This is a genomic window from Stappia sp. 28M-7, assembly GCF_014252955.1.
GTDB lineage: Bacteria > Pseudomonadota > Alphaproteobacteria > Rhizobiales > Stappiaceae > Stappia.
This window is the reverse complement of record NZ_JACMIA010000001.1, coordinates 2768524-2780721: the sequence shown is the minus strand read 5'-3', so window position 1 is coordinate 2780721 and position 12198 is coordinate 2768524. Positions and strand designations below refer to the sequence as shown.

Below are 12198 nucleotides of genomic sequence, written 5' to 3'. Positions count from 1 at the left end.
GCATCTTGTGGTGACATGAAACGCGCCCCGAAAGGGCCCGCATTTCTTAGCCGAACTCGCTGCGGAGATCACGGACAAATCAGGCCGCTGGCGGCTGCCATGCAAAAAGCGCAAGCAGCGGCGGTGCGCGCAACCGCGAACAAAAAAACGGCCGGACAAGCCGGCCGCTGTGAAGTTTTGCGGGTCGAGGCCGGGCGAGGGTTGGGTCGCGCCGACATCGAAACTTTGGTAGCAGGAACGGATGACGCGGCGGTGACAGGGGAACGGGAGCGTGGCGGGCCGACGCCGTGAAACCCGGTTTCCTCGAGGGAGGCATCGGATGCCCTTGGCTCTTTACACGTTCGGTATCTTCAGGAAGCCCGCCGATGATCCGGCCAACGAGGGCTTTCAGCAGTTGAACGACCCGATCCTGGCACTGGCGGACCGGTGCGAGGGGCTGATTGCGCGCTCCGGCTATGCTTCCGATCCCGGCCCGCCCTCGTGGGGCGCGGAGGTCTATCCCAGGTTCTACGAGGAGCGCGGAGACGGGTGGTCGCCAGCAACCCTGTCCTTATGGAGGGATCTGGAGTCCCTGTTCGTGTTCACCTATTTCGGCCTTCACGCAGCGGCGTTGAAGCGCGGTCGCGAATGGTTCGACAAGCCGGCATGGCCGCCGCTGGTGATGTGGTGGCACATGGATACGGCCCCGCCCAGCTGGGCGGATGCTGTTGTCCGCCATGAGCATCTGCATGACCATGGGCCGACGCCAACGGCATTCAATTTCAAGGTGCCGTTCGACGAGGCCGGGCGCGCGACCAGACTGGAAAAGGCGCGGATCGAGCAGCTCCGCAGGGCCGGCGAGAATTTCTGAGACTGCCCTGCCAGAACAAACGAGGCCCCGCCGGAGCGGGGCCTTTTCAAGTCAGCGCTTGCGGGACGCGGCTCAGAGAGCCTTTCCCTTGCCAGTCTCGGCCTCCTCATCGCGGGCTTTCCGCTAGTCCTTGACCGCTGCGACGAGCAGCATCATCGGGCGCTCCAGCTCTTCGGCCAGCCCGGGGGTCTGCGCGATCTGTTCCCGCGTCGGCGCGAACTCGTCGATGCGCCGCAGCCGGAAGCCGGTCTCGATCAGCGTGTTCAGGGTCGTTGCAATGGTGCGGTGGTATTTCAGGACGCCGCTGGCGAACCAGTCCGTGCGCCGTTCTCCTTCGACGGAATAGCCGTTCACCGGCCAGGTCTTGCGGCCGTCGTGGTCCTGCATCCAAAGCGGGCGGGCCGCGGCCATGAAGATCGGGTGCTCGATGGTGAAGACGAGCTCGCCGCCCGGCGCCAGCGCATCGCCGATCATCCGCGCAAGGCGCGCGAAGTCCTGGACGTAGTGGAACGTCAGCGCGCTGTAGACGAGGTCGAAGGCCGCGTGCGGCAGCTCCAGCGTCTCCAGATCGGCGATACGGTAGGAGATCGCGTCGTCGTGAGTATCCGCGATCGCGCGATCGATCATGTTGCGAGAAAGATCGAGCCCCAGAACCGAGGCCGCGCCGTTCTCGCGCATCCAGCGCGATGCCCAGCCGAAGCCGCACCCCAGATCCGCAACCCGGCGTCCGGCCAGGTCTGGCAGCAAGGCCTTGATCGCCGGCCACTCGGGCGCGCCGGCCAGGCCGTGGACCTGGCGCGGCAGCTGGCTGTAGCCGGCGAAGAAATCAGGATCGTCGTAGATGTTCTGGGCCATGCTTTTCGCTTTCGGCAGGGGGAGCGCGAGTATTCGCCGGTTCGCTTGCCCCGCGCAATGGCCGCGGCCGGCAACCTTGCCAAACAAAAAGGCCCCGCAAGAGCGGGGCCTTTTCAATTCGGTGCTTTTTGGAAAGCGGCTCAGAGAGCCTCTTCCTCGTCAGCCTCGGCGTCGGCCTCAGCGGCCTCCTCGCCCTCGGCATCCTCGTCCTCGTCCTCTTCGAACTCGAACGTGTCCTGCTCGCGGCCGGTGAGGTCCTCACCGCGCGCCTGGCGCTCGGCCTCGTCGGCGGAGCGGGCGACGTTGAGCGTGACCGACACCTCGACTTCCGGGTGAAGGACGACGGCAACCTCGTGCAGGCCGATGGTCTTGATCGGACGGTCGAGGCGAACCTGCGAACGAGCCGAGGAGAAACCGCCTTCGGTCATCACGTCGGCGATGTCGCGGGTCGACACGGAGCCGTAGAGCTGGCCGGTCTCGCCAGCCTGGCGGATGACGGTGAAGGTCTGGCCGTCGAGCGTCTTGGCGACCGACTCGGCCTCCGACTTGCGCTCGAGGTTGCGAGCTTCAAGCTGCGCGCGCTCGCTTTCGAAGCGCTGCAGGTTGGCCTTGGTGGCACGCAGCGCCTTGCCCTGCGGCAGCAGGTAGTTGCGCGCGAAGCCATCGCGCACGCGCACCACTTCGCCCATCTGGCCGAGCTTGGCGACGCGCTCGAGAAGAATGATCTGCATTTCGGTGATCCTTTTCGTCTGTCCCGCGTCCTGCGCGGTTAGGGACGGCCGGCGAGCCGGCCAGTCCCAGCCGATTGGAAAGTCGTGATCTTACTTGATCACGAAGGGCAGCAGGCCGAGGAAACGAGCGCGCTTGATGGCACGCGCGAGCTCGCGCTGCTTCTTGGCGGACACCGCGGTGATGCGGCTCGGCACGATCTTGCCGCGCTCGGAGATGTAGCGCTGCAGAAGGCGGATGTCCTTGTAGTCGATCTTCGGCGCGTTGGCGCCGGAGAACGGGCAGGTCTTCCGACGGCGGAAGAAGGGGCGGCGCGTCGGCAGCTGTGCGATATCGACCATTGCGTTAGCTCCTTATTCTTCGTCGAAGCGGCGGCCGCCGCGGTCGCCACGGTCACCGCGGTCACCACCACGATCGCCGCGGTCACGGCCACCACGATCACCACGGTCGCCGCGATCACCACGACCACCACGACGGTCGTCGCGGTCACGCTTCTGCATCATCGCGGACTGCTCTTCCTCGTGCTCCTCGACGCGGAGCGTCATGAAGCGCAGGATGTCCTCGTTGATGCGCATCTGGCGCTCCATCTCGGCCACAGCGGCCGGGGAGGCGTCCAGGTTCATCAGCGTGTAATGAGCCTTGCGGTTCTTGTTGATGCGGTAGGCCAGCGTGCGCAGACCCCAGCTCTCGACCTTGCCGACGTTGCCGCCGTTGGTGGAGATCAGGGCCTTGTACTGCTCGACCATCTGCTCGACCTGCTGGGCCGAGACGTCCTGGCGAGCCAGGAACACATGCTCGTAAAGCGGCATGAGGGTGCCTTTCTTTCCGTTTCAGTTCCCGGAACCCGGCGCTAAGCCTCTTCGAGCCTTCAAGAAAGGCGGATCGAAGCAACTTCGAAGGCGGAGACACGGGAAGACGGACGACACTTTGCCGACCTGCCCGCCTGTCGCCTGCCTCTCTTCAGTTCGAAGAGATGCCGGCATGCGGCGGACCTTCCGTTCAGCCCCCGGCCAGAGTTCCGAACGAAGCGTGGCTTATACACCAGTTGCGCTGCTTCGCAAGGCGGAGCAAAGGGATTGCGCGTGTTTTTTCCATGCTCCACCTTGACAGTGTGTGCCTGGGACGTCTCTTTGCGGCACATTTCGAGACAAGACGGACGGTCGGACGCGAATCCGGCCGCACAAGGGATGTTGGAGCCAGCGCCAATGAGTATCGCATTCACGTTTCCGGGACAGGGCAGCCAGGCTGTCGGCATGGGCAAGGACCTGGCCGATGCTTTCGCCGAGGCCCGGGCGGTGTTCGATGAAGTGGACGAGGCGCTGGGGCAGAAGCTCAGCGACATCATGTGGAACGGCACGCCCGAGGAGCTGACGCTGACGGCCAATGCGCAGCCCGCACTGATGGCGGTGAGCCTGGCGACCATGCGCGCGGCCGAGGCGCGCGGCCTGAATCTGGCGTCCAGCGTTGCCTATGTGGCCGGCCATTCGCTCGGCGAGTATTCGGCGCTGGCCGCCGCCGGCACGCTGTCCATCGGCGACGCGGCGCGTCTGCTGCGGATTCGCGGCATGGCGATGCAGCAGGCGGTGCCGGTGGGCGAGGGGGCGATGGCCGCTCTTCTCGGCCTCGACTATGCCGAGGCGGCCGCCGTGGCCGCGGAAGCCGCACAGGGCGAGGTCTGCCAGGCCGCCAACGACAATGCACCGGGACAGGTGGTGGTCTCCGGTCACAAGGCAGCCGTCGAGCGGGCCATCGAGATCGCCAAGGGCCGGGGCGCGCGCCGCGCGGTCCTGCTGCCGGTGAGCGCTCCGTTCCATTGCGCGCTGATGGCGCCTGCCGCCGAGGCGATGGCCGCGGCCTTCGAGACCGTGACCTTCAAGGCGCCGGCCGTGCCGCTGGTCGCCAATGTGCTCGCTGGCCCGACCAGCGATCCGGACGAGATTCGCCGCCGGCTGGTGGAGCAGGTGACCGGCACCGTGCGCTGGCGCGAATCCATCGAGTGGATGGCGTCGGCCGGCGTCGACACCGCATACGAGATCGGCACCGGCAAGGTGCTGACCGGCATGGTCAAGCGCATCGCCAAGGACATGACCGGTATCGGGGTCAATTCGCCCGACGACATTGCGGCCCTTCTGGAGCGGCTGGCCTGACGCACGGCACGCATTGCAAGACAAGGATCAAAGACTCATGTTCGACCTGACTTCCAAGACCGCGCTCGTGACGGGCGCAACCGGCGGCATCGGCGAGGCGATCGCCCGCGCCCTGCATGCCCGCGGCGCCACCGTCGCGCTGTCCGGCACCCGCGCCGAGAAGCTGGAGGCGCTGGCCGCCGATCTCGGCGAGCGCGTGCATGTGCTGCCCGCCAACCTGTCCGACCGGGCGGCCGTCGACGCACTCGTTCCGGCCGCGGAATCGGCGATGGGCCAGCTCGACATTCTCGTCAACAATGCCGGCATCACCCGCGACAACCTCTTCATGCGCATGAAGGACGAGGAGTGGGACGACGTCATCGAGGTCAACCTGACCGCCGGCTTCCGCCTGTGCCGCGCAGCGGTGAAGGGCATGATGCGCCGCCGCTATGGCCGCATCATCAACATCGCCTCCGTCGTCGGCGTCACCGGCAATCCGGGCCAGGGCAACTACGCTGCGGCCAAGGCGGGCCTGATCGGCATGGCCAAGTCGCTTGCGCGCGAGGTCGCGTCGCGCAACATTACGGTGAACACGATCGCGCCCGGTTTCATCGAAACTCCGATGACCGACGCGCTCAACGACAAGCAGAAGGAATCGATCCTCACCACCGTGCCGGCGGGTCGCCTGGGGAAGGCGGACGAGATCGCGGCGGCTGCATTGTACCTCGCCAGCGAGGAAGCCGCCTACGTGACCGGCGAAACGCTGCACGTCAATGGCGGTATGGCCATGATTTGACTTGGCAAACCCGGTCACTTCCGGCCCCGTGGAACGGGTGTTCCGCAGGGCGGTGCGGCGGCTGGTCAAGCCCTATAAAGTGTGTTAGGAACCCGCCGGCCAGCGAACCCGTTCACGAATGATCGGCGCTCGGGCGCGGCCAGTCTGGCCGGCCGTGGTCGCCGGATCGGACATGGTGCGGGCTGGAATCCCATTCGCCTCGTTCCGGTGCCGAGCTCCGGAGATCGGGTACGAGGTGCGGCGCTGAGCGCTGAACTAGCGAAAACCGTTGGAAGCAACTGAGGAATTCTGAAATGAGCGACATCGCGGATCGGGTAAAGAAGATCGTTATCGAGCACCTCGGCGTCGATGCCGAAAAGGTCACCATGGAGGCGAGCTTCATCGACGATCTGGGCGCCGACAGCCTCGACACCGTTGAGCTGGTCATGGCTTTCGAGGAAGAGTTCGGCGTGGAAATTCCGGACGATGCCGCCGAGACGATCCTGACCGTCGGCGACGCCGTGAAGTTCCTGGAAAAGAACGCCGGCTGATTCAGTTTTCCGCATCGGGCGGGCTTCGTGTCCGCCCGACGCGCCAGATACAGGTTCATGATGAGGCGAGTAGTCGTTACCGGCCTTGGCATGGTCACGCCGTTGGCGTGCGGTGTCGAGGAGAGCTGGTCCAGAATTCTCGAGGGCAGGAGCGGAGCCTCCCGCATCAGCCATTTTGAGGTCGACGATCTCGCCTGTCAGATCGCTTGCCAGGTTCCCCGTGGAGACGGGTCGAACGGAACCTTCAATCCGGACGACTGGATGGATCCGAAGGAACAGCGCAAGGTCGACGAATTCATCATTTTCGGCATGGCTGCCGCCGAGCAGGCGATCCGTGACAGCGGCTGGTCCGCGAAGTCGACGGAAGACCAGAATCGCGCAGGCGTCCTGATCGGTTCCGGCATCGGTGGCCTGCAGGGCATAGAGGCTACGGCCCATGTCATGCGCGACAAGGGTCCCCGGCGCATTTCCCCCTTCTTCATTCCCGGCCGGCTGATCAACCTGGCCAGCGGCTATGTGTCGATCCGTCATGGCCTCAAGGGGCCGAACCACGCTGTGGTGACGGCATGCTCGACCGGTGCCCATGCCATCGGCGATGCAGCGCGTCTGATCGCGCTCGACGATGCCGACATGATGGTGGCGGGCGGTGCCGAATCGCCGGTCTGCCGTCTGTCGCTGGCTGGCTTTGCCGCCGCGCGCGCCCTCTCGACCGGCTTCAACGACCGTGCCGAGGCAGCCTCGCGTCCCTATGACAAGGACCGCGACGGTTTCGTCATGGGCGAGGGCGCAGGTGTCGTCGTGCTTGAGGAATACGAGCACGCCAAGGCTCGTGGCGCCAAGATCTACGGCGAAGTGGTCGGCTACGGCCTGTCGGGCGATGCCTATCACATCACCGCTCCGGCCTCGGACGGCGACGGCGCCTTCCGCTGCATGCAGGCTGCGCTGAAGCGTGCGGGCCTGACCCCGGCCGATATCGACTACATCAACGCCCATGGCACCTCGACGCCGCTCGGCGACGAGATCGAGCTCGGCGCGATCCAGCGTCTTGCCGGCGACAGCGCCCCGCGGCTGACCATGTCGTCGACCAAGTCGTCGACCGGTCACCTTCTCGGGGCCGCAGGTGCCATCGAGGCGATCTTCTCGCTGCTGGCGATCCGCGACAGCATCGTGCCGCCGACGATCAATCTCGACAATCCTTCCGTTGAGACCGAGATCGACCTGGTTCCGAAGACGGCAAAGCGCATGAACGTGGATACGGCGCTGTCGAACTCCTTCGGTTTCGGCGGCACCAATGCCTCGCTCGTTTTCCGCAAGGTCGCGGCCTGACAGGGCTTCCTGCGCCGGGCGCGAGGGGTTTTTCCCTTCGCTTCCGGCGAAGCCGATCCCCAGTTGCGCCGGGCGGAGCGATCCTTCCCGGTTTGGCCATAATTTCGGGCCAAGTGGCATGTCCATTGCCTCGATCAAAAGGACCGGACAGGACAGATGACCGAGACGCCAGGCCGAGAGCCCGATAACACTTCTTCCGAGACCGCGGCCAAGGACGAGGGCACTCCGTTCCGCCCGCATCCCAAGAGCCCGCGCGAGGCGATCCAGCCGGACCAGGCGCCGCCGCCGCCGCTGCGCTCGCGCCATGTCCGCAATCCTCTCGTCATCGTCGTCAATGCGCTGCTGTCGCTGGCGGTGCTGGTGGTGATCGGCACCGGCGCCATGCTCTACTGGGGCAAGGCCGAGTTCGATGCGCCGGGTCCGCTGGCGGCCGAAAAGACGGTGATCATTCCCTCGGGCAGCGGGTTGCGCATGATCGCCGACACGCTGGAGAACCAGGGTGTCATCGAGGATTCCAACGTGTTCTGGGCGGGCGTACAGGCCTACAAGAACGCCGCCCGGCTGAAGGCCGGTGAATATGCCTTCTCGCCCGGCGTCTCGATGCGCCAGGTGATGGACGACCTGGTCAGCGGCAAGGCGGTCTATCATACGGTGACCGTGCCGGAGGGCTGGACCAGCGCGCAGATCGTCGCCCGGGTGCGCGAGCATCCGGTGCTGACAGGCGAACTGGACGAGATCCCGCCGGAGGGATCGCTGCTCCCGGAAACCTATACCTTCACCCGCGGCACCACGCGCGCGCAGATCGTCCAGCAGATGAAGGATGCGCAGACCAAGGCGCTGGCCGACATCTGGGGCCGGCGAACCGAAGGTCTTCCTGTGGAGACGCCGGAAGAGCTGGTGGTGCTGGCCTCCATCGTCGAGAAGGAAACGGCGCGGGCCGACGAGCGGCCGCGGGTCGCGGGCGTCTTCGTCAACCGCCTGCGCCAGGGCATGCGCCTTCAGTCGGATCCGACCATCCTTTACGGCCTTTATGGCGGGGAGGCTTGGCTGCAGGACCGTTCGGCGATCACCCGTTCGCAGCTCGATGCCCGCAATCCCTACAATACCTATCAGATCGACCGCCTGCCGCCGGGCCCGATCGGCAATCCGGGCCGCGCGGCCATGGAGTCGGTCGCCAATCCCTCGCGGACCAAGGACCTGTACTTCGTCGCCGACGGCACGGGTGGCCACGTCTTCGCCGAGACCTACGAACAGCATCAGCGCAATGTCGCCCGCTGGCGTCAGGTGGAGCGGGAGCGCCGCGAGCGCGAGGCGCAAGGGACCCAGAGCGGAGCCGCAAGCGGTGGCAGCGGCGGTTAAGCCGCGCGCCCTGATTGTTGCGTGATTCCAGACCTGTGGGGGCAGTTTCGCAGATGACACTTTCGCTTTGCAGCATGACCGGCTTCGGCCGGGCGGACGGTGCCAGCGGCGCTGCCCGGTGGACCTGGGAACTGCGCTCGGTCAACGGCAAGGGGCTGGACCTGCGCATGCGCCTGCCGGGTGGCCTGGAGGCGCTGGAAGGGGTCTGCCGCGAGGCGGCCGGACGGTATCTCACGCGCGGCAACGTCACCATAGGGCTGAGCTATCAGCGCAGCCAGGGCGAGGCGGTGCCTCAGCTCAACGAAGCTGCCCTGAGCGCGTTGCTGGCGGCGATGGATGCGGTGCGGCAGCGTTTGCCGGATGCGGCCCCCGTTGCCCTCGACGGTATCTTGTCGCAGCGCGGCATCATCGAATGGAAAGAGCCGGAAGAAGATCCGGCGGAGCGCGAAGCGTTGATCGAGGCGCTGAAGGCGTCGCTGGAAAGCGCGCTTGAGGAGCTGGCCCGTATGCGGCGCAACGAAGGCGCGGCCATCGGCACGGTGCTGCGCGGCCAGCTTGCGACGATTGCCGAACTCGCCCGCCAGGCGGAAGTCGCGCCGTGCCGGGCGCCGGAGGCGATCCGGGCGCGGCTTGCGGCGCAGGTCGAGGCGCTTGTCGGCAGCAGTACCGCGCTCGATCCGGCGCGGCTGCACCAGGAGGCGGCGCTGCTCGCCACCAAGGCGGATATCCGCGAGGAGCTGGACCGGCTGGTCGCCCATGTGCAGGCGGCGACCGACCTGCTCGACGCGGGCGGGCCTGTCGGCCGGCGGCTCGACTTTCTCGCGCAGGAGTTCAACCGCGAGGCCAATACGCTCTGTTCCAAGTCGAACGGCACGGAGCTGACCGCCATCGGCCTGGAGCTGAAGACGGTCATCGACCAGATGCGCGAGCAGATCCAGAACCTTGAATAACAGGACGAACGGGGCAGGGGCATGACGACAGCGACCGGCGGAACGGTTGTGACATCGAGTGAGGCGGCAGCGCGCCGACGCGGGCTGATGCTGGTGCTGTCCTCGCCTTCGGGCGCGGGCAAGTCGACGATCGCGCGCCAGCTTCTCGATCGGGAGAAGGTGAACCTGACGCTCTCCGTTTCGGTGACGACCCGGCCGCGCCGGTCGAGCGAGATCGACGGCGTGCACTACCATTTCATCTCGCGCGAGCGTTTCGAGCAGATGCGCGACCGCGGCGAGTTGCTGGAATGGGCCGAGGTGCACGGAAACTATTACGGCACGCCGCGCGACCCGGTGGAGGAGGCGCTGGCCGGAGGGCGCGACGTGCTCTTCGACATCGATATCCAGGGCACGTTCCAGCTGTATGAAAAGATGCGCTCCGACGTGGTGTCGCTGTTCATCCTGCCGCCATCCATCGCCGAGATGAAGTCGCGCCTGCATCGCAGGGCGGAAGATGCGGAAGACGTCATCAAGCGCCGTCTGCAGACCGCAGTTGGCGAGATGAAGCACTGGCAGGACTACGACTACGTGATCGTCAACGACGACCTGCAGACCGCCTTCGGCGGGGCGCTGTCGATCCTTCATGCCGAGCGGCTGCGGCGCGAGCGCAGCCCGGCCATCGGTCCGTTCATCGAGGGCATGGTCGAGGATCTGAAGCGAGAGACCGGCGAGGCCTGAGCCAGGTTGCCGGCAAACCCTTCGCAGAGACTGAAAAGGCGCCCGCTGGGGCGCCTTTTTCATATTCCCGGTCGGTCTTTCACAGGGACGCGGTCAGCCGTCCGCGAAGGCGTTCGCCAGCTTGACGAAGTCGGCGATCTCCAGCTGCTCGGCACGCATGGTCGGTTCGATGCCGGCCGCGGCGATGCGCGCTTCGGCATCGGCGGCAAGCGGCTTGAGGCTTGCGCGCAGCATCTTGCGGCGCTGGCCGAAGGCGGCGGCGGTGAGCCGCTCCAGTGCTTTCAGGTCGCAGTCGAGCGGCGCCTTGCGCGGTGTCAGGTGGACGATCGCCGAGGTGACCTTCGGCGGGGGGGTGAAGGCCTTGGGTCCGACCTCGAACGCGAGCGTGGCATGGCAACGCCAGCCGGCCAGCACGCCGAGGCGCCCATAGGCCTTGCTGGCGGGGGCGGCGACGATGCGCTCGGCCACTTCCTTCTGGAACATCAGCGTCAGCGATTGCCAGACCGGAGGCCAATTCGCGCTGGTGATCCAGTCGACAAGCAATTGGGTTCCGACATTGTAGGGGAGGTTGGCGACGATCTTCAGCGGTCCGCCATCGGCGATGCGCTCCAGGTCGATGGTGAGAGCATCGGCCTCCAGCACCTCCAGCCGCCCTGGGTAGTGGGCGGCAATCTCGGCAAGCGCGGGCAGGCAGCGAGGGTCCTTCTCGACGGCCACGACGCGTTTTGCACCGGCCACCAGCAGCGCGCGCGTAAGGCCGCCGGGGCCGGGCCCCACCTCCAGTACCGTGCACTCGCTCAGATCACCGGCGGTGCGGGCGACCTTGAGCGTCAGGTTGAGGTCGAGCAGGAAGTTCTGCCCCAGCGACTTGCGGGCCTGCAGCTCATGAGTGCGGATGACATCGCGCAGCGGCGGCAGGTCGTCGATCTGGCTCATTCGATGAGGCCCGGATCCGCCAGAACGGCGGCGAGCCTGACGGCAGCGGCGAAGCTGTCCGGGCGGGCGCTGCCGGTGCCGGCGATGCCGAGGGCCGTGCCATGGTCGGGCGAGGTGCGCACGAAGGGCAGGCCGAGCGTTGCGTTGACCGCGTCGTGGAAGGCCAGGGTCTTTGCCGGGATCAGCGCCTGGTCGTGATACATGGCCAGCGCGCAGTCGTAGCCGGCACGGGCTTCGGCGTGGAACATCGTATCCGCGGGCAGCGGGCCCTGGACGTCGATGCCCATGGAACGCAGCTCGGCCACGGCCGGGGCGATGATCTCGTCGTCCTCGAAGCCGAGCGCGCCGCCTTCTCCCGCATGCGGATTCAGTCCGGAGACGGCGATGCGAGGCGCCTTGATGCGGAACCGGCGCACCAGCTCCTGATGCACGATCCGCCCGACGTCGACGATCAGGCCGGTCGTCAGCACTTTCGGCACGTTGTGCAGCGGGATATGGACGGTGACGGGCACCACAAGCAGCTCGGGACCGGCAAGCAGCATCACCGGCGTCGCGTCCTGTGCACCGGAGCGCCGCGCCAGCTCGCCGAGATACTCGGTGTGGCCAGGGTGCGTGAAGCCGGCGTCGTAGAGTGCCTTCTTCTGGATCGGGTTGGTGACGATGCCGGCGGCAAGGCCCGCCTGCGTGTCCGCGACGGCGCGGTCGATCGAGGCGATGACGGCGGCCGCCGTCGCTGGATCGGCGATACCCGGACGATCCGGCACGCTCATGCCCAAAGGCACGACCGGCAGGTGCTCGCTCCAGGCCTCCAGCGCTTCCTGCGGCGTCACCTCGGCCAAGGGCACCGCAAGCCCGAGGCGGGCGGCGCGGGCCGCAAGAAAGGCGGGGTCGGCCAGCAGGTAGAACGCAGGCAGCTCGCGCTTTTCGCGCTCCGTCCAGGCAAGAAGGGCGACATCGGGACCGATGCCGCCGGGGTCACCCATGGTGACGGCGAGAGGCTTCACACTGGCGCGCATGCGGGGGC

At 66.6% G+C, this 12198-nt stretch carries 14 protein-coding genes; 8 read left to right on the top strand and 6 right to left on the bottom strand.

Annotated features, from left to right (window positions below; genetic code table 11):
- Nucleotides 1–319 precede the first annotated feature (319 nt).
- Entirely contained in the window at nucleotides 320–850 is a 531-nt protein-coding gene (locus tag H7H34_RS12255) for a DUF3291 domain-containing protein (RefSeq protein WP_120267668.1), read from the top strand.
- A gap of 123 nt (nucleotides 851–973) precedes the next feature.
- On the opposite strand, the gene H7H34_RS12250 is transcribed toward H7H34_RS12255, so the two are convergent.
- From H7H34_RS12250 to rpsF, 4 genes are all read right to left on the bottom strand, one after another.
- Nucleotides 974–1705, bottom strand: coding sequence for a class I SAM-dependent methyltransferase (locus tag H7H34_RS12250; RefSeq protein ID WP_185925333.1), 732 nt, complete (start codon nucleotides 1703–1705; stop codon nucleotides 974–976).
- A gap of 140 nt (nucleotides 1706–1845) precedes the next feature.
- Entirely contained in the window at nucleotides 1846–2436 is a 591-nt protein-coding gene (rplI, locus tag H7H34_RS12245) for a 50S ribosomal protein L9 (RefSeq protein WP_067215803.1), read from the bottom strand.
- A gap of 90 nt (nucleotides 2437–2526) precedes the next feature.
- Entirely contained in the window at nucleotides 2527–2775 is a 249-nt protein-coding gene (gene rpsR / locus H7H34_RS12240; protein WP_029057383.1) for a 30S ribosomal protein S18, read from the bottom strand.
- 12 nt (nucleotides 2776–2787) lie between these two features.
- On the bottom strand, nucleotides 2788–3243 hold the full coding sequence (rpsF, locus tag H7H34_RS12235; protein ID WP_120267670.1) for a 30S ribosomal protein S6: 456 nt from the start codon (nucleotides 3241–3243) through the stop codon (nucleotides 2788–2790).
- 396 nt (nucleotides 3244–3639) lie between these two features.
- Here rpsF and fabD point away from each other — a divergent pair, with 396 nt between their 5' ends.
- The 7 genes from fabD to gmk all read left to right on the top strand — a co-directional run bounded on the left by fabD (nucleotide 3640) and on the right by gmk (nucleotide 10238).
- Nucleotides 3640–4581 (top strand): ACP S-malonyltransferase, encoded by a 942-nt coding sequence (fabD, locus tag H7H34_RS12230; RefSeq protein ID WP_185925332.1) that lies wholly within the window; start codon nucleotides 3640–3642, stop codon nucleotides 4579–4581.
- 37 nt (nucleotides 4582–4618) lie between these two features.
- Nucleotides 4619–5356: a 3-oxoacyl-[acyl-carrier-protein] reductase gene (fabG, locus tag H7H34_RS12225; RefSeq protein WP_185925331.1), complete on the top strand. Its 738-nt coding sequence runs from the start codon at nucleotides 4619–4621 to the stop codon at nucleotides 5354–5356.
- 293 nt (nucleotides 5357–5649) lie between these two features.
- The gene (locus tag H7H34_RS12220; protein ID WP_120267673.1) at nucleotides 5650–5886 is read left to right on the top strand and encodes an acyl carrier protein; all 237 of its coding nucleotides are present in this window, start codon (nucleotides 5650–5652) and stop codon (nucleotides 5884–5886) included.
- A gap of 60 nt (nucleotides 5887–5946) precedes the next feature.
- Nucleotides 5947–7212: a beta-ketoacyl-ACP synthase II gene (gene fabF / locus H7H34_RS12215; protein WP_120268333.1), complete on the top strand. Its 1266-nt coding sequence runs from the start codon at nucleotides 5947–5949 to the stop codon at nucleotides 7210–7212.
- Nucleotides 7213–7368: 156 nt separating this feature from the next.
- Nucleotides 7369–8571 (top strand): endolytic transglycosylase MltG, encoded by a 1203-nt coding sequence (mltG, locus tag H7H34_RS12210; protein WP_185925330.1) that lies wholly within the window; start codon nucleotides 7369–7371, stop codon nucleotides 8569–8571.
- A 53-nt stretch (nucleotides 8572–8624) separates the two neighbouring features.
- Complete coding sequence (locus H7H34_RS12205) at nucleotides 8625–9521, top strand: YicC/YloC family endoribonuclease (RefSeq protein ID WP_209006209.1); 897 nt, start codon at nucleotides 8625–8627, stop codon at nucleotides 9519–9521.
- A gap of 21 nt (nucleotides 9522–9542) precedes the next feature.
- Nucleotides 9543–10238, top strand: a complete 696-nt coding sequence (gene gmk / locus H7H34_RS12200) for a guanylate kinase (RefSeq protein WP_120267675.1) — start codon at nucleotides 9543–9545, stop codon at nucleotides 10236–10238.
- A gap of 93 nt (nucleotides 10239–10331) precedes the next feature.
- Here gmk and rsmA read toward each other — a convergent pair whose 3' ends face one another.
- Nucleotides 10332–11174, bottom strand: coding sequence for a 16S rRNA (adenine(1518)-N(6)/adenine(1519)-N(6))-dimethyltransferase RsmA (gene rsmA / locus H7H34_RS12195; protein WP_185925329.1), 843 nt, complete (start codon nucleotides 11172–11174; stop codon nucleotides 10332–10334).
- Nucleotides 11171–12190: a 4-hydroxythreonine-4-phosphate dehydrogenase PdxA gene (pdxA, locus tag H7H34_RS12190; RefSeq protein ID WP_185925328.1), complete on the bottom strand. Its 1020-nt coding sequence runs from the start codon at nucleotides 12188–12190 to the stop codon at nucleotides 11171–11173. Before pdxA ends, rsmA begins: the two co-directional genes overlap by 4 nt.
- Between the last annotated feature and the right edge of the window lie 8 nt (nucleotides 12191–12198).